The organism is Changpingibacter yushuensis (genome assembly GCF_014041995.1).
Lineage (GTDB): Bacteria > Actinomycetota > Actinomycetes > Actinomycetales > Actinomycetaceae > Changpingibacter > Changpingibacter yushuensis.
In genome coordinates this window covers 85,772-102,100 of record NZ_CP059492.1, presented here as the reverse complement: position 1 = coordinate 102,100, position 16,329 = coordinate 85,772, and the positions used below count along the sequence as shown (strand labels likewise).

15 protein-coding genes are annotated in these 16,329 nt (G+C 58.0%); 8 read left to right on the top strand and 7 right to left on the bottom strand.

What is annotated here, in order from left to right; translation table 11 throughout:
* Nucleotides 1-297 precede the first annotated feature (297 nt).
* A complete protein-coding gene (locus tag H2O17_RS00430; RefSeq protein ID WP_246311263.1) occupies nt 298-1,332 on the top strand; it encodes a LacI family DNA-binding transcriptional regulator in 1,035 nt (344 codons plus the stop codon).
* Nucleotides 1,333-1,341: 9 nt separating this feature from the next.
* Here the strand turns inward: H2O17_RS00430 and lplAB are convergent, their stop codons facing one another.
* Nucleotides 1,342-2,391: a lipoate-protein ligase LplAB gene (gene lplAB, locus H2O17_RS00425; protein ID WP_182049856.1), complete on the bottom strand. Its 1,050-nt coding sequence runs from the start codon at nt 2,389-2,391 to the stop codon at nt 1,342-1,344.
* 115 nt (nt 2,392-2,506) lie between these two features.
* Here lplAB and H2O17_RS00420 point away from each other — a divergent pair, with 115 nt between their 5' ends.
* The 4 genes from H2O17_RS00420 to H2O17_RS00405 are packed head-to-tail and all read left to right on the top strand — an operon-like array spanning nt 2,507 to nt 4,426.
* Nucleotides 2,507-3,025: a hypothetical protein gene (locus H2O17_RS00420; protein WP_182049855.1), complete on the top strand. Its 519-nt coding sequence runs from the start codon at nt 2,507-2,509 to the stop codon at nt 3,023-3,025.
* Entirely contained in the window at nt 3,015-3,530 is a 516-nt protein-coding gene (locus H2O17_RS00415) for a hypothetical protein (RefSeq protein ID WP_182049854.1), read from the top strand. The genes H2O17_RS00420 and H2O17_RS00415 overlap by 11 nt, the downstream gene beginning before the upstream one ends.
* Before the next feature lie 56 nt (nt 3,531-3,586).
* On the top strand, nt 3,587-4,000 hold the full coding sequence (locus H2O17_RS00410; protein ID WP_182049853.1) for a hypothetical protein: 414 nt from the start codon (nt 3,587-3,589) through the stop codon (nt 3,998-4,000).
* Nucleotides 4,001-4,009: 9 nt separating this feature from the next.
* A complete protein-coding gene (locus tag H2O17_RS00405) occupies nt 4,010-4,426 on the top strand; it encodes a hypothetical protein (protein WP_182049852.1) in 417 nt (138 codons plus the stop codon).
* Nucleotides 4,427-4,479: 53 nt separating this feature from the next.
* Here the strand turns inward: H2O17_RS00405 and hrpB are convergent, their stop codons facing one another.
* From hrpB to H2O17_RS00390, 3 genes are read right to left on the bottom strand one after another with little or no spacing between them, the layout of a single operon-like run.
* A complete protein-coding gene (gene hrpB, locus H2O17_RS00400) occupies nt 4,480-7,029 on the bottom strand; it encodes an ATP-dependent helicase HrpB (protein WP_182049851.1) in 2,550 nt (849 codons plus the stop codon).
* Nucleotides 7,026-7,688, bottom strand: a complete 663-nt coding sequence (locus H2O17_RS00395) for a response regulator transcription factor (RefSeq protein WP_182049850.1) — start codon at nt 7,686-7,688, stop codon at nt 7,026-7,028. The genes hrpB and H2O17_RS00395 overlap by 4 nt, the downstream gene beginning before the upstream one ends.
* Nucleotides 7,685-8,455, bottom strand: a complete 771-nt coding sequence (locus tag H2O17_RS00390) for a sensor histidine kinase (RefSeq protein WP_182049849.1) — start codon at nt 8,453-8,455, stop codon at nt 7,685-7,687. Before H2O17_RS00390 ends, H2O17_RS00395 begins: the two co-directional genes overlap by 4 nt.
* 90 nt (nt 8,456-8,545) lie before the next feature.
* Between H2O17_RS00390 and H2O17_RS00385 the strand changes: the two genes are divergently transcribed.
* The 3 genes from H2O17_RS00385 to H2O17_RS00375 are packed head-to-tail and all read left to right on the top strand — an operon-like array spanning nt 8,546 to nt 11,157.
* A complete protein-coding gene (locus tag H2O17_RS00385) occupies nt 8,546-9,340 on the top strand; it encodes an ABC transporter ATP-binding protein (protein WP_182049848.1) in 795 nt (264 codons plus the stop codon).
* Entirely contained in the window at nt 9,340-10,716 is a 1,377-nt protein-coding gene (locus H2O17_RS00380; RefSeq protein WP_182049847.1) for an ABC transporter permease family protein, read from the top strand. The genes H2O17_RS00385 and H2O17_RS00380 overlap by 1 nt, the downstream gene beginning before the upstream one ends.
* A gap of 27 nt (nt 10,717-10,743) precedes the next feature.
* The gene (locus tag H2O17_RS00375) at nt 10,744-11,157 is read left to right on the top strand and encodes a NifB/NifX family molybdenum-iron cluster-binding protein (protein ID WP_182049846.1); all 414 of its coding nucleotides are present in this window, start codon (nt 10,744-10,746) and stop codon (nt 11,155-11,157) included.
* A gap of 182 nt (nt 11,158-11,339) precedes the next feature.
* Here the strand turns inward: H2O17_RS00375 and H2O17_RS00370 are convergent, their stop codons facing one another.
* From H2O17_RS00370 to H2O17_RS00360, 3 genes are all read right to left on the bottom strand, one after another.
* Nucleotides 11,340-12,317, bottom strand: coding sequence for a diaminopimelate dehydrogenase (locus H2O17_RS00370; protein ID WP_182049845.1), 978 nt, complete (start codon nt 12,315-12,317; stop codon nt 11,340-11,342).
* A 174-nt stretch (nt 12,318-12,491) separates the two neighbouring features.
* Nucleotides 12,492-13,154, bottom strand: a complete 663-nt coding sequence (locus H2O17_RS00365) for a TetR/AcrR family transcriptional regulator (RefSeq protein ID WP_182049844.1) — start codon at nt 13,152-13,154, stop codon at nt 12,492-12,494.
* A gap of 1 nt (nt 13,155) precedes the next feature.
* Nucleotides 13,156-16,308: an efflux RND transporter permease subunit gene (locus tag H2O17_RS00360; protein ID WP_182049843.1), complete on the bottom strand. Its 3,153-nt coding sequence runs from the start codon at nt 16,306-16,308 to the stop codon at nt 13,156-13,158.
* Between the last annotated feature and the right edge of the window lie 21 nt (nt 16,309-16,329).

Here is a 16,329-nt window from a genome sequence, read left to right as displayed (position 1 = left end):
GACAGAAGTGTTTGGTCCGGAGGTGAGAAGCTGCATTGCTTCAAGCTCTGCTCGTGTGGAAGCGCCGAGCGCCCTCAACCAATCTAGACCGCGAATTGTTTACGTTGCCAACCGTAACACTGGTTGGCGTGAAATGTACTCTTTCGAAGATTTCTTTTTGACAACAATAGCGTCTATCAGCCAGTTGCGCGAGAGATTTGCTGAAACAATTTCATCTCGCCTTGTCATGAGGAGCTCAGTAGATCCGCAAATGCTAACGTAAACAATTTACGATGTGCTGATGCTAGACTCTCGAACATGGCCACACCCACCGGCATGGGCCGCATAAAGAACGGTCCCTCGATCAAAGACGTCGCTCTACTCGCAGGCGTCTCAGCACAAACAGTCTCTCGCGTCTCCAACGGAGCGGAGTCTGTCAGCACGGCAACTCGTGATCGGGTGATTGCCGCGATGGATGAACTCGGTTACTCGCCCAATTACGCCGCACGCGCCTTACGCAACGGATCCTTCGGCACAATCGGAGTGATTACGCAGCAGTTGCGAAGAATGGGTGAAAGTCTCACAACGTCCGCAATTGTCCAGGCAGCGGAGGAACAGGGCTACTCCGTCACACTTATCCAAGTGAAGAACCCAGAATCCGGCGGCCTCAAGCAAGCGGCATTCCGCATTTCGCATCAAGCAATTGACGGCCTCATCGTGGTGCGCTCGGGGCATGCAACCTACGGTTCACTCTCACTTCCACCTGGCCTACCGGTGGCAGTGTCCGACTCCCGCATGATTGGGTTCTTCCCGTCAGTTGTGGCTGACCAGGTCGCGGGAACGCGGGATGCAATCCACCATCTACTCGATCTGGGCCACCGCACGGTTCATCACATAGCTGGCGCACCAGACTCACAGCCAGCCCTGGTGCGGGCAGCCACATGGCAGCGCACACTAGGTGAATCAGGAGTAAGCACACCAGAGCCATGGGAAGGTGATTGGACGGCGCGATCTGGGTATCAGATCGGAGTGAGAATCGCTGGCGATCCTTCCGTCACGGCCGTCTACTGTGCCAATGACGAAATGGCCTTCGGGCTCATGCGCGCCCTTCATGAACACGGCTTGCGCGTGCCTGAGGATGTCTCAGTTGTGGGATTTGACGGAATCGACCTGTCAGAGTTCGCCTCGCCACCACTGACTACCGTGCGTCAAGACTTTGACAGGATCGGAAGAGAACTCTTTACTCTTGTCCACTCGCAGATCTCAACCGGTGTAACCGCGGAACGCCAACGCGTCGTCGTCCCAACGGAACTGTTGGTGCGCGGAAGCACTGCACCACCGCGCACCCACTAGTCGACGCAATCAGACGATCCGGTGCGTCCATTCACGCGTTGCGAACTTCGTATTGCACCGGTCCTGAGCAACAGCAATATCCGCCTCGGAAATCGCGCCGTCAGAAGCGTTGTACTTCTCTTTGAAATGGTTGTAGAAGACGTCGAGAATCTCCTCACGCTCCATGCCAGTTTGCGAACGCATCGGATCCACGCGCTTGACGGCTGACCTTGTGCCCTTGTCACGCACCTTCTCCTTGCCGATGCGCAGCACTTCCATCATCTTCTCCGCATTGATGTCATAGGACATCGTGACGTGATGGACCATGTAGCCGTTGGCCCAGCGTTTCTGTGCGGCGCCGCCGATTTTGCCCACTTCAGACGCAATGTCATTCAAGGGAATGTAACGTGCTTTGACGCCGCACTTCGCTAGGCTTTCCATCACCCACTGGTCAAGGAATGGATAGGACTGCTCGAAACTCAGGCCATCCACCAAGGCTGTGGGAATGACGATCGAGTAGGTGACGCAGTTTCCTGGCTCCATGAACATAGCTCCACCGCCCGTCACACGCCGCGAAACCGTGATGCCGTAACGATCTACGCCTTCTTGGTTGATCTCGTTCTCATACGATTGGAAGGAGCCCATAACCACCTGCGGGCCGTTCCATTCCCACAGGCGCATAAACGGCTTACGGTTTCCGGCGGCAACGTCTTCTGCAAGGGTCTCATCCAACGCCACGTTGATCATGGGATCCACAACGGGTCCATGAATCACATCAAAATCGATATCTTCCCAGCTCAGAGCATTCCCCAACGCACGCCTTACCGCAATCCCCACACCTTCAGGAGTCAGGCCGAACAAGGTGTCAGTGGGCAGCACCTCGCGAGAAATCCGGGCTGCCAAATGTGCGGCATCCGAATCAGCTGGCGCGCCTTCGAGTGCTCCCGTAATGCGATCCAATGCCTCGTCTGGTTCAAGAAAGAAGTCACCGGACACTTGGACGTTGTGAAGAGTACCGTCTTTCTCTTCGACGTCGACGACGACCAGCTTGCCCCCTGGGACTTTGTACTCACCATGCATGGAATCAATTATCTAACGTGCCGCATTCGTAATTGACAGTTGGGACCAAGGCAACAGGCAACCTCAAGAATCTCACGAGCCCGCAAGCAAGTATGCTTGTGTTAGGAGGTGTGACATGGACCATAATTCACGCGATTTCGACGACGCCTTAGCGGCGTATGAACATGACCGCGGCGCTCCTGATGTGGGTAGGGAGCCACCGGTTGAACCCATCGGCCCCGATGATCCCCGATACGTTATTGATACGTGGGAGAAGTGCTTGTGGGCCCTCGAACGCCAGATATCCATTGCGGAGCAGCATGGCTCCACCGTCAAGCTCACCTTCCAAACCCAGGACTCAACCCGGCTCCAGACTGTCATAGTCAATCCGGATCGAAACTCTGAGGACGAACTCTTCTATCACGTCAGCTCCGCAATTGGAGAATCGAACTTTGTGGATAGCGTGGGTATAGCGCAGGAAGTTGAGAAACTGGTCCTTGGTGACCTGCGCATTGTGAACAACCGGCTGGTCATCCACCAGTGCTACCGCGCCCGAAACCTTCCGTTTGCACGCCTCGAACGCGGCATCAAGTTCGCGGCTCGAACGGCCGATTGGCTGGAAGCCACATTCTCGGAGGGATTGGATGAATTCTGACATGAACGCCAACTTCTCCCCAGAGCGTGATGCTCAGACCTCCGCCACCCTCCTTGATTGGGATGATGTGCGGGAGAGTCTTCCGAGTGTCCTTGCACTGGCCATGAACACGGAGGAACAGATCGTTCTGGGCGTGGCGTGGCCCAATGGTCATCACCAGACGATCTATCTGTTCCCGCAGGGATCTGACAACTTCCGTAGCCTCTTGGGGATCCAAATCCCGCTCGGACCTGCCAGCCACGATTCGGTTGTGGCTCTGGCGAAAGCCTCTCTGCGCTATGTCCTAGGCGGCATTCGCGTGGTAGGTGACAACGTGGTTTTAGCGCACAGCACTGAGATTGCTGGTCAGACGGCCATTAGCTTAGCTCATGACATCGGCGCCCTAGCCGGCACGGCCGATACACTGCAGAACACGTACTTCGCAGACGGCAAGTTTCGTGGGGAGGCATCCTCCCGCCACAATGGAACTGATCAGGAAACTGCACCACCCGATGCGGAGCACTGATCAGCTACCTAAAACGCAACGCCCCAGCGCCAAAGTGTAAACAGAAGCGGAGAAGAATGAGCACCGGCTCCTTGCCCCCCGAGAATCTGACGAACTGGCAGGATTGTGCCGACGTCGTATCGCGCAACTTCGAATCCGACGACGTCAGTGCCATACATGTCCGCATTCACGTGCCCATCTCAGTGAACGGAGAAGACGCCATCCACCCTGCAATGGTGTGGCATGGCAAGTCCACGACCTCGGAGCGCGAGGTAGTGCACATCGCTTCCCCAGTGATCGCGGAATCTGGCGACATGATGGCGCTGGCCGCTGCTGCAGATTCCCTCCCATTGGGGGCGTTGCGCACAATGGGAGGGCTAGTGCACGTGCATGAGTCCCTCGTTATCGGGGCGCTTCCTCCTCTTCGGCTGATCGGCGCCGTGCGGCTCATTGCCACGGAGGCAGCCATCACCGCATCAGAAGCGATCTGAGGGAGAGATATGTTTGGACGCAAGAAGGACAAGCGGATTCTGACCGACTGGCCGAGCCTTCAAGATGCCCTCGTCGCCTTCTTCGATGCCACGCAGACGCCGGAAGGCGACATGTCCCTGCGCATCGAATGGAAAGCTGAGAAACGTCACCAAGAGATTCGAGTGACGCATGCGCCCACGCCGCTCGGACCCGTAGCATTCGTGACAGCTCCACTCCTGAGCGCACCCACCGAATCGCAACTGAAGTGGCTCATGAGCCAATCCGCCAAGTTGTTGATGGGCGGAATTGTCCTTGACAACGGTATTGCTCACCTCAGGTCCACTGTTCCTTTCGAGGGAACAGCTTTTTCAGAGATCGACGTGATTATTCGCCAACTCGCAGCAAACGCGGATAACCTGCGTGAAGAGATAACCGAAATCGGGTGAGCACAATGCTCACACACCGCTATCTCCAGCCATCCCGTCGATGATAATGAAACCTACGTTCGTGGCTTCGCCCTGCGCGTAGGTTCAGCCGTCAAAGGGTCTTCGGGCCACGGGTGGCGGGGGTACCGGCCCCGCATCTCCGCTCGGACCTGCACATATGCACCGCGCCAGAAACTCTCCACATCATCTGTTACGGCAAGCGGACGCTGAGCAGGCGATAGCAACTCAAGCGTGATGGGAACTCGTCCGTCTGCGATGCGTGGGGTAACCCGCCAGCCGAAGGCCTCCTGCAATCGGAGTCGCACGATCGGGCGCCCTGACGAATAGTCCACACGGGAAGTGCTTCCCGTTGGCACCTGTATGCGCTCCGGAGCAAGTTCCCCTATCCGGGCCGCTTGCGGCCACGGCAAGATGCGATCGAACTGTTCGGCTCGGATCGCTTGGAGCTTCTTGCCCCGGATGAACTGATTCAGCTCAGGGCCAGCCCACTCCTCAAGGCGGGCCGCGAGCGCCTCATCGCTGACGTCAGGCCACGGATCGCCCATGGCCATGTGGAGGAATGCGAGCCGTTCCCTCATTGAGACCGCACCCTCAGTCCATGTGAGCGGAAGCTCGCCTGAGGAGATTCGTGCTGTGACGAACTCCCGGGCCATATCTAGGTCAATCTTCGCCTCCTCACGCACGCTCAGCTCAATGGCACCGAGCGAACGCACCGTCAGTCCTTGCAACCGACCGTGGTGGAGACGAATGTGAGTGTTTTGCTCGATGAGCGATGCCGCAAGGACCTCTGCGAAGTCTCGATCAAGCGGCACTGCGGCGCGAATTACTGCATCTGATCGGCCTTGACCCCGATCCAGCTGCGCGATCGCAAGCCAAACCTCCCCTGCCAGCGGCGACCCAGTTGGAAGAGTAGCTCCGATCCCATTGGCTAGGAGATACCGGTTTGTGGGCTGCCCGTTGAGGGTGCGCACCCGCGCAATCCGTTCCGGGTAGGCAAGGCCGACGACGACGGCAAGGGCATCGTCTGCTGATCCCGTTGTGTGGTTGGCACCGCGGTTTAGCGAGGGAATGTCGATGCTGTGTGTGCCCTGTAGAGCAACCTGCCTCGCTATCTTTTCCAAGCGATCGGCCTGATGCTTCCACGTGGTGGATTGGGCGGCAACTGTGCGCCACCCGTGTGCGAGGTCGGCTCCGGGGATTCGGATGTCATCCTCGATGAGGGCGCAGACCTCGGCGGCGCGGCGGGGGCCGATGGCTCCCGCCGCGACGAGAAGGGCTCGGCCCACACGGGGCGAGACGGGAAGCCGTGCCAATTCGACGCCCAATGGTGTGGGCCGCCCCGAATCGAGTGCACCAAGAGAGGTCAATGTGGCTTCCGCCGCGTCCAGCGCTGCTGGTGGTGCCGGATCGATCAGAGCGAGCCCTGTACCACGCGGCGCACCCCAACAGGCCACCTCAAGGCAGAAGGAGACGAGGTCAGCCGTGCGGATCTCAGGTTCAGCGTGTTCCGCGAGTCGCGCCCACGTGTTCTCTGACATGCATCTATACGCAACACCTGGCCCTTCACGCCCAGCTCGGCCGGCCCGCTGAACTCCGGCGGCACGCGCCTCAAGAACCGTCACAAGTCCACCAACTCCCTTGCTGTAGTCCATGCGTGGTTCCCTGCTCAGTCCCGCGTCCACAACCGCTCGCACGCCAGGCACGGTCAGGGAGGATTCGGCAATTGCAGTGGAGACTATGACCCGCCGCAACTTCCCACCCGAAAGCACAGCATCCTGTTCCTTGGCACTCAACGAACCATGAAGCTTCATCACCTCAGCTCCACAACCAACCAGGTGGGCGGCGGCGTCGTCGACCTCCCTAACCCCGGGAACAAATACGAGGACGTCACCGTTCGTTTCGCTCAATGCGCGCCTAGCAGTGGCGGCAACGTGCGCCACAAATTCCCGGCGCACCCCCGTAGCTCCGTTCGTTCCCAGAGCTCCAAGGGGTTCTGAGCCGCGTGGAGGTTCTGCATAGCGCAACTCGATGGGATGAATTGCCCCAGGGATATCCACTACTGTGCCACCAAGCAAAGCGGCCGTACGTTGCGCTTCCACAGTGGCAGACATCGCGATGAGGATGAGGTCCTCACGAATCGTTTCACGTACCTGAACACACAATGCCATGGCAAGGTCAGAATCGATATGGCGCTCGTGCACCTCGTCCAAGATCACCGCTCCGACTCCCACCAACTCGGGGTCTCGCTGGAGGCGGCGCACCAACACGCCTGGCGTCACCATCTCAATGCGGGTCTGTGCGCTCACGCGCGACTCGCCTCGTACAGAAAAGCCGACTGTGTGCCCTATCGGCTCACCCAGCAGCGAGGCGATACGCCTCGCTGCTGCCCGTGCCGCCACTCGCCGAGGCTGAGTCACAACCACCCGCGAACTCTTGCCCAGCTGCGTGGCCACGAGCGGCGGAATGAGAGTTGTCTTGCCTGTGCCGGGAGGCGCTTGAACAACCAACACTCCGGGAAGGGCATCGCGCACTGCGCTGAGGCGGTGAGCAACCGGCAGGTCCGGCGGATTCGAAATGAGTTCCTCGAGGGACCCCCGACTCACCTGGCTTCCACTTCCGTCAGGTATGCCAATACCGCCCGAACTCGGCGATTGTCCTCGTCAGGAGACATGCCAAGCTTCGCGAAGACGCTTGCCACATGTTTGGACACAGCCGCCACGGAAAGAAAAAGCTTCTCACAGATCTGTTGATTGGACAGGCCCTGAGCCATGAGTTCGAGAACCTCTGTCTCGCGTGGCGTCAACGGGTCAAGCTTGGACTTCCTGCCGTGCACAAGTGACGCAGCAACCTCTGGATCCACCACGATTCCACCGGCTGCCACCACCTGAAGTGAGCGAATGAAATCTGCAACGCGTGCCACGCGGTCCTTGAGCAAATACCCAAGCCCGCCAACTCCATCGTGTGGGGCTGCCGGTTCAAAAAGCTTGCTCGCATAGGCTGGAGCGACGTATTGGGATAACACCATGATGCCTATTTCTGGAGATTCCTGACGAAGTTCGACGGCGGCGCGCAGGCCATCGTCGGTCATCTCGGGAGGCATCCGCACGTCCGTCACCACAACATCAGGCATCGCGTTGATCGCGAGCGCCACCAGTTCGGGGGCACTGGACGCCTGTGCCACAATCTCATGTCCCTGCCGTTCAAGCAGACCAACTAGCCCTTCACGGAAGAGTGCCGAATCGTCAGCCACAATGAGTTTCACGCGCTCTTCCTTTCCGTGGACATAGCCACGCCGAACTCTCCGTTGCGCAGAAGCAACGGTATCCTGCCACTCACTGTAGTTGGACCGCCGAGTGGACTAATCACATCAAGCGAACCTCCGAATGCCGCAAGCCTCTCCTTCATACCAGCCAATCCGTGATCAGGAGTAATGGAAGCTCCACCTGGACCTTCGTCGACAACCGTGATCCGTAGTTCGTCGTCGGCCGCCAAGAGAACGGAGACACCAGCATCAGGAGCGTATTTGGCAACATTCGTGAGAGCTTCAGAGACGAGGAAGTACCCGGCGGCAATGACGCCCTCCGTCATAGTGGGAAGCTCAATGGGCACTCTGACCAGTACGTTCATTGGGCTAGATGAAGCAAGGTCACGCACAGCTGCTTCCAGCCCGATGTCTGAAAGCACCTTCGGGTGGATCCCAGCCACCGTTTGGCGCAATGCCCGAAGTGCTGCATCCGAATCGTCTTGAGCTTTTGCCAGCAGGCGCTTAACCTCACGATACACATCAGCATCTATGTGCCCCTCTGTGACCGAATCAAGCAGAAGGTCCGCTTCACCAACACTCATGGATGCCGTCACAAGGTACTGTTGCGCGCCGTCGTGGAGGTCCCGCTCAATGCGACGCCGCTCAATCTCAAACGCGGCCACGATTTCGCGCCGAGACTCAGTAAGGGAGGCAACCGCCTCCGGGGTTCGGCACTCCTCACCTCGGTCTCTCCTGCCCAACCTCCAGCCATGTCCTTTTGCCATGGCTTCATCCTAAGCTGGTAGAGCTAGCCCTACCCTCTTTGGACAGGTGACACCATGGGAAGTCGACCCATTCTGAGATGAAATGATTCCATGAGCACATCACCAGCACCCTACTCAGGATCCGTTGACCGCGCCCTTACAGGCTCTGGGCTCGTCAAGGACTTCGGAGGCGTCCACGCCCTCGCGGGCGTAGACATCACCATTCCGGCCGGCCAAACGTTGGCAATTATGGGACCGTCAGGATCAGGAAAGTCCACTCTTCTCCACTGCCTCTCAGGGATCCTCGCACCAACTGCAGGGGACGTCTCGTTGCGAGGAAGCAGCGTATCAGGCCTCAATGACGCCACTCGCTCGAAGCTTCGGCTTCAGAACTTTGGCTTCGTCTTCCAGGACGGCCAGTTGATTCCAGAGCTCTCTGCCCGCGAAAACGTAGCAGTGCCGCTCATGTTGCGGGGATCTTCTCGCCGCAAGGCACTCGCGGTATCTGACAGGTGGCTAGGCAAACTGGGTCTGCTCTCCGAACGGAGCCGGCGCCCCGGTGAAATGTCTGGCGGCCAAGCACAACGCGTTGCGATCGCCCGGGCACTCGCGGGAGAACCGGCCGTCATCTTTGCCGATGAACCCACAGGAGCACTCGATCAGGCCACCGGCCATGAAGTCATGCAGCTGCTCACCACCACCGCACGCATGACGGGATCTACGCTTGTCGTGGTTACCCACGATCCCCAAGTTGCCGCTTGGTGCGGTCGTTTGGTGGAGATCCGCGATGGTCGGATCCATGCTGATTCGGCTGCCACCGCGACTTCGGGAGTCGATTCCTCCCCCCATTCGAACAGCAGTTCACAAGCATCATTCCCAGCGGAACCACGCGGAGGTGCCTTCTGATGGAAGCTCTCCGCCTTGCTCCCGGGCTTACTGCAGCCCGCCTACGTTCGCATTCTGGGGACGGTTGGCTGGATATTCTGGCCGTGTTGTCCTTTGCTCTCTCGGCACTCATGGCGCTCACCGTGGCGGGTGGCGTGTGGATGTTTTCCGGCTGGGCCACCAATCCTACGGCGCACATGCTGCAGACAGCTGAACACTTGGGTTGGGGCCAACAATCCGATCTCTTCACCGCATACTTCGGTATGGCGATGGGAGCTGGGGGCCTTCTGGTGTTCCCCATCTTCTCGTTGGGAGCGTCAGCTGCGCGGCTTGGTGCACGCGGCCGAGCTCAGCGCCTTGCCTCACTTCGACTGGTGGGCGTGACAGGATTCGAAGCCGTCGCCATGTCGATGGTCGAGACCGTTGTTCAGTGGATCATGGGGGCCGCTGTGGGTGTGGTGGCCTACTTCGCAACTCTGCCACTGTGGAGCAGCGTTACGTTCATTGACCAGCACATTAATCCCGCCCAGATGCGCCTTCCAGTCCCGCTGTTCTTTGCAGTCTTAGCATTTACGCTGGTCATCGCCTTGATCTCTACAGCCGTGGGCCTGCAACGAGTGCGAATCTCTCCGCTTGGAGTAGCCAACCGTGAACCGAATCCAGCCCTGCGTTTTTGGCGGGTGGGGGCGTCCGTTGCGGCCATCGCCGCTTTCGTTTTGTGGACGCGCACCGATCGGGCTCCAACAGACATGTGGACCTACGTGTCTATGGCTTTCATGCTGTTGATTGTTGTTGGAGGCATCTCCCTAGTTGGACCGTTCATACTTCAGAGCCTCGCGCGACCGGGTACGCTGACACGTTCACCCGCGATTCTTCTGGCTACCCGCCGCATTCTTGATGATCCACGAACCGCTTGGCGCAACGTCAGTGCCATCGCCTTGTTGTCTTTCATTGCTGGGTTCGTGGCCGCTGTTCCATTCGATAAGTCCGACGACGGCTCCGTCTCCCTCCTTCACGACGTCAATACGGGAGTCCTCATTACGCTGGCTTTTGGGTTTGCCTCCGCTGCTCTTTCAACACTGATGAACCAAACATCATTGGTCTTTGACCGCGCGCCACAAACTTACGCTCTGGCTCAGGTTGGCTTCCCTCGCCAGTTCTTCGGGCTCTCCCGCGCAGCACAGATCCTAGGACCATTGTTGTTATCCACACTCTTCACGACCGTTATCGGCGTATTCCTGGGATACTCCACGTCCACACTTGTGCCAAGCACGGATTCGATTGTGCTGGTGGGCGTGTTTATTCTCATTGGTATCGGCCTGTCAGTCCTGGCATTGCTCGCGTGCGAGCCACTGGAACGGCACGTCTTGGCAAATATGCGCAGGGCGAACGATTGAGCTCCGCTCGTGGCCTAAGCTGATCACATGATCATTGCAGTTCCCGTCACAACTGACGGTCAGGTAGACCCCCGCTGGGGAAAGGCGCATAACGTCGCTATCGCAGAAGTCCAGGACGATCGCATCGTTCGCTGGGATGAGCATGAAGTTGGTTGGGACGTGCTGCACGATGCAAGCACCGAAGGCTCGCATCACGCTCGGATCGTCACGTTCCTGAAAGAGAACGCGGTGCAGTCGGTCATTATCAACCACTGCGGCGCTCCCATGCTGAACACGATGACCAAGATGAACCTCGTCATCGCTACTGATGCAGAAGGCAACGCGAAGGACATCGTTGTTGGCACCGCTCCACTCATTCGCGAAGCTTTTGGCGGCTCCACTGAGCTCGAACCATCAGCCGGCGGAGGTTGTGGCTGCGGAAACTGTAGCTGCGGGCAGTAACTAACCGTATTTCGAGGTGCAAAGGCATCGACCCGCCCACGACGCCCACATGGACGCAATGGCGGATCGCCTCTAGGCGCACGATTCTAGGCGCACAGTCTGAGCACGATGATGGCAGCGCGCCTGTTTCTCTGACAGCAAGAGAAGCAGTCAGAGAAACAGGCGTCACCTGCAGACCTGAGTCAGAGCATTTTGCTGCGCAGTGCTCCAGAATCAAGCGGCGAGAGCTTACCCAGTGGAACGTCAAAGAACGTGATTGCTCCACGGTTACCTTCAATTGCCATCCGCGCAACAGCTCTGGCAGATGCCGCCACCACAGCTCCTGTGAACTCTGGATTGGAGTCCAGCGCCAGCTTGAAAGACATGATTTGCTTTGTGCCTTCCGATGTCTGGCCAAGCCGAATCACAGTTCCGCCGTGCGGCATTCCAGAGTGGTCGCGATCCAGCTCCTCCTGGGTGACGAATGTGACCGACGTAGTGTAGCCAGCAAAGTAGTTGGGCATTTCCACGATCTCCTTGGTGATCGCCTTGAGGTCCGCACCTTCTTGGGCTACGACGAAGCACTGACGGGTGTGCTTTTCCCGAGTACTCAAGTCACGTTGCTCGCCAGCGAGAATCCGCTCCTCGTTCTCGGTTACGGGGAGCGTGTATTGCACAGCATCCACAACTCCATCAATTCGGCGCAACGCGTCCGAGTGCCCTTGAGAGAGTCCCGGACCCCAGAACGTGTAGGTGCTGCCCTGCGGCAGGATTGCCTCGCCAAGCAGGCGATTAATTGAGAACAAACCTGGATCCCATCCCGTGGAGATGAGCGCAAGGTGACTGTTGGCACGGGCAGCAGAATCCACTGCCTGAAAATGTTCAGGAATTCGGGCGTGTGTATCAAATGTGTCAACTACGTTGAAGAGCGCCGCAGCTTCGGGAGTCTGAACTTCGAGATCGGTAGCAGATCCACCACAATTGATACAGACATCAACCTTGTCAACCCAATCCCTCATCTCGTCCACTGGCACTACCATTTCCGTGGCAGCATTCAAGGACGCAGGGTCGCGGCGCGTGAAGATCGCAACGACCTCCATATCAGGGTTCAGCGCAACAGCTTTCTCAACTGCCTGACCGAGGTTTCCATATCCATTGATTGCCACGCGGATGTTTGACACTACTGCACTTCCTTCTTGGAGTCGCGAGATCTTCGCGCCGAGTCGCGCCTGCGGAGCACTGGAAGCATCCGCATGCTCTCCTCTTTCAGCCTACGACTGGAGGGACTCACACTAGGTTAACTTGGCAGAGATCACGCTGTGAATGGCAAACAAGCAATGACCATCCCACCCTCATCACGAAACCTCGGCAGCCTTCTGCGAACGTGCGGCACTGACTAATCCGTGAATGGCAGCAGCCAACGCATCGCCCACCTCATCAGCAGTTCCACCCTGATCCGAAATCTTGAAGCTCTCAAACACGAGGTTGCGCGTGTAGGCCGCCCACACCGCCTGGTGTGGCACGTCCAGTGCCGCCCACTGGTCGGCTATGAAAGTATCTACCTGACCGTGAATGCCATCCACTCCATGCTGGGCGGACTCCCTCGGAGAGATCCCATGGCTGAAGCGTTGTGTGGCGCGCGGTGCGTGCTTGTTGGGGGCATGAGCGCTGCTCATCAACTCCATGAACCAGCTGTGAGATGAAGAAACGCTCTGCTGCAGGGAAGCTCGTGCGAACTGCACCAGCTTCTCCTCGGGAGAAGCCGATTCGTCTACGCTCCGAGAAATCGCCGAAGCCCATTCTGGGATGTGACGTTCTATTGCCAGCATCTTGAGATCTTCCACAGAATCCACATACCGATAGATCGAGTTGCGGGCGATTCCTACCTCCTCAGCTACCGCTCCGGCGCTGAGAGCTTTGACGCCTCCCTCGCGTAGCAGGCGCTCAGTAGCCTCCACAAGTCTGGCTTTGACAGCCTCATGGTGCTCACGGACCGTTGGAGCTGATATCTTCGGCATCTCATTCGTCTCTATCTGCGGTTTCGATCTCCGCTAGATCCTTCTTCTGAGTCAGACGATATAGCACTGGCAGGAGGACCATTGTGAGGAGGGTGGAAGAAACGAGGCCACCGATCACCGTAATGGCAAGTGGCTGCGAGATGAACCCGGCTGTGCCCGTGATTCCCAACGCCATGGGTGCCATCGCAGCGATGGTCGCGAGCGCGGTCATGATGATAGGACGGACGCGGCGTTGAGCGCCCTTATCAATCGCTTCATCAAGAGGCATGCCACGCCGCCTGTATTGGTTGATGAGATCCATGAGCACAATGGCGTTCGTAACAACGATGCCGATGAGCATGAGGATGCCGATCAGTGAGGAAATACCTAGCGGAGTGCCCGTAGCGAACAATGCAAGGAATGCTCCGATGGCCGCGAACGGAATGGAAACCAACAGAAGCACCGGCTGGACCAAGCTCTTGAGGATCCACACCAACACCACGTAGATGAGCAGAATGGCAGCGGCCATAGCCAAGCCAAGCTGACTGAACGTATCGGAAATCTGCTCGCCGGCACCTGCTTCAGTCGTGGATGCTCCAGCGGGAAGGTCGGTATCCGCCACAATGCCATTGACTGCCGAGCGGACAGAACCGAGGTCATCCGTGTTCTCCGGTGTAACCGTAATCGTGGCAGTCTGTTGGCCGTTGATAGTCACGACCGTCGGAACCACGGTGACCTCTTCAACCGTCGCAAAAGCCGCGATCGGCTGGCCCATGAGGGTCATGTTCTGCAACTGGTCCAGCGAAGTGACCGGATCGGCCAGTTCGATATAAATGTTCAGGTCAGTGTTGTCGATGGTCACCGTTCCGATGGAAGCTGAAACCATCTGTGCAGAGATGAGGCCGACGACGTCGTTCTCTGTGAGTCCTACAGCGCTTACGGCATCTCGGTTCACAGTAACTTGAACGGCAGGCTGCGCGGCATCAAGGTTGGAGGTGATCGACTTAGCGCCTTCCACGCCGTCAAGCGCTGCCAGGAGCTTCTCATTGGCATCGGCCAACGCGTCGTCGTCGCCAGCAACTACGTTGATCTCAATAGTGGAAGATGAGAGCGAGGTTGAATCCAAAGCCGACGCCGAATCCTCCGGGGGCACTACCGCCTGAAGTGCATCCTCAAGAGAGTCCGTGATCGCTTCCTGATCCGCGTCTGGATCAGTGGTAACGGTGTACGAAATGGCCGAAGTGGAGGAAGCACCTATGCCCGCTCCACCAATGATCGTGGCTACTGATTCCACTCCAGCAACGTTCTCAAGCGCTTTCTCGGATGTGGCAGCGCGCTCTACCATCGAATCTGTACTGGTACCGGCAGGGACCTGCTGCGAAAGGGAGACCATATTCTGACCGGTGTTGCCCAGCAGGTTGATCTTCAAGAGCGGAATGAGTGCTCCGCTGGCCACCAGTATCGCTACGGCAATGCACAGGGTGATTACAGGATGGCGTTGCGAGCTTCGCAACACTGGGCGGTAAGAACGCCGCAGCCACGTTCTCTTTTCCTTGGCTTCGGCCTCCGCTTGGCGCTTTGTGATGAGTTCAGCGACGCGAGCCTCGCGGTCATCCTCACGTTGCGTGCCGAGCACATCGGCAACCGTACCAACTGCAGAAATGGCATCAGCAGCCTCCCGCGCTTCCTTTGATGGGCGCAGGAACCAGTAAGCGAGCACAGGAACGATGGTGAGCGAAGTAAACAGCGAAGCCGCCATCGCCAGTACCACAGTCAAGGCAAACGGCTTAAACAGCTCGCCAGTCATACCCGAAACCAGTCCCACGGGAATGAACACCAAGCAGGTCACAATGGTCGAGGACGTCACGGCGGAGGCCACTTCACGGACGGCCATAAGGATGGCACGGCGTTTAGCTTCACCGTATTCCAAATGCCGTTTGATGTTCTCAATTACCACGATCGAATCGTCCACGACTCGGCCGATTGAGATCGTCAGGGCAGAGAGAGTCAGGATGTTGAGCGAGTAGCCCGCCACGTTCATGCCAATGAACGCTAGGAGCAGCGATAGCGGAATAGAGATCGCTGTGACGATGGTGGACCGCAGCGACATGAGGAAGAGCAGGATCACCACCACGGCCATGACCAAGCCCAGCGCGCCTTCTTCAGCAAGCGAGTTAATGGAGGTGGTGATGAATGGGGCTTGGTCGAAGATCGTCGTGAAGGAGACGTCACCGAGCGAATCCCTGACGGAGTCCAATTCCGCGCTTACGGCCCTCGAGGTGTCGATGATGTTCGCGTTGGCCGTGGGATAAATGATGAGCGCAACAGCGGCTGAACCATCAATACGTGAGACCATCTGCGAGTCCGCAGCAGTAATTGCCACGTCGGCGATGTCACCTAACGTGACGGTCCCCGATTCTCCCGTCACAGGGTTCGTGGCGGCGACGGGCAGAGCCTTCAGGCCGTCGATTGAGTCAATGGATTGACCTACCGTGACGTCCAACGTGTTGCCTTCATGTGCAACCGTGCCAACGGGAATCGAGAGCCCGTTGTTATCGAGTGCGGTTGCGATTGCAGACGCTTCAACCCCATTGGCAAGCATTGCTTCTTGGTCAAGCGAGATGGTGACCTCTTGCTCGGGTGCGCCGATAAGCTGAGCAGACGCCACTCCATCCAGCTTTTCGAGCCGCGGCAACACGTCCGTGCGCACCTTGTCAGCTGTGGAGGCCGCGTCCCCAGAGGTGGTAACTCCGATCATCGCGAGCGGAATGTCTGAGGTTCCCCCGGAGGTGACCTGAGTCGTTGTGTTCTCAGGGAAGGTATCCGAAGCAGTATCGACGGCCTGTTCGATCTTGGCGGTCGCGCGCGCCAAGTCGGTGCCGTACTCCAGTTCCACCGTGATCATTGCGTACGACGACGACGAATTAGTGGTCGTACTACTGACCTCAGCGATCGTAGACACCTGTTGCTCGATCGGAACAGCTATGCGATCACTGATCTGTTCGGCCGTTGCGCCTGCAGAAATCGCCACCACTGATACCGCAGGAAGCTCAACTTGTGGGATCAGCTCCTGGCGCATGGATGAGAGCGAAATGCCACCGAGTATTGCAGCCACGACGCATACGAGTGCGACGAAGGAACGGTTTCGTAGTGAGACGTGCGCGAGTCTGTGCATGAAAGCGAGCCTACTTGACTA

What these genes read in the sequence shown, in the direction of transcription:
- lplAB (WP_182049856.1), bottom strand. Translation starts at nt 2,391, where the DNA reads ATGCATGGTGAGTACAAAGTCCCAGGGGGCAAGCTGGTCGTCGTCGAC.
- H2O17_RS00375 (WP_182049846.1), top strand. Translation starts at nt 10,744, where the DNA reads ATGATCATTGCAGTTCCCGTCACAACTGACGGTCAGGTAGACCCCCGC.
- H2O17_RS00365 (WP_182049844.1), bottom strand. Translation starts at nt 13,154, where the DNA reads ATGCCGAAGATATCAGCTCCAACGGTCCGTGAGCACCATGAGGCTGTC.
- H2O17_RS00385 (WP_182049848.1), top strand. Translation starts at nt 8,546, where the DNA reads ATGAGCACATCACCAGCACCCTACTCAGGATCCGTTGACCGCGCCCTT.
- H2O17_RS00430 (WP_246311263.1), top strand. Translation starts at nt 298, where the DNA reads ATGGCCACACCCACCGGCATGGGCCGCATAAAGAACGGTCCCTCGATC.
- H2O17_RS00405 (WP_182049852.1), top strand. Translation starts at nt 4,010, where the DNA reads ATGTTTGGACGCAAGAAGGACAAGCGGATTCTGACCGACTGGCCGAGC.
- H2O17_RS00415 (WP_182049854.1), top strand. Translation starts at nt 3,015, where the DNA reads ATGAATTCTGACATGAACGCCAACTTCTCCCCAGAGCGTGATGCTCAG.
- H2O17_RS00360 (WP_182049843.1), bottom strand. Translation starts at nt 16,308, where the DNA reads ATGCACAGACTCGCGCACGTCTCACTACGAAACCGTTCCTTCGTCGCA.
- H2O17_RS00380 (WP_182049847.1), top strand. Translation starts at nt 9,340, where the DNA reads ATGGAAGCTCTCCGCCTTGCTCCCGGGCTTACTGCAGCCCGCCTACGT.
- H2O17_RS00410 (WP_182049853.1), top strand. Translation starts at nt 3,587, where the DNA reads ATGAGCACCGGCTCCTTGCCCCCCGAGAATCTGACGAACTGGCAGGAT.
- H2O17_RS00420 (WP_182049855.1), top strand. Translation starts at nt 2,507, where the DNA reads ATGGACCATAATTCACGCGATTTCGACGACGCCTTAGCGGCGTATGAA.
- H2O17_RS00390 (WP_182049849.1), bottom strand. Translation starts at nt 8,455, where the DNA reads ATGGCAAAAGGACATGGCTGGAGGTTGGGCAGGAGAGACCGAGGTGAG.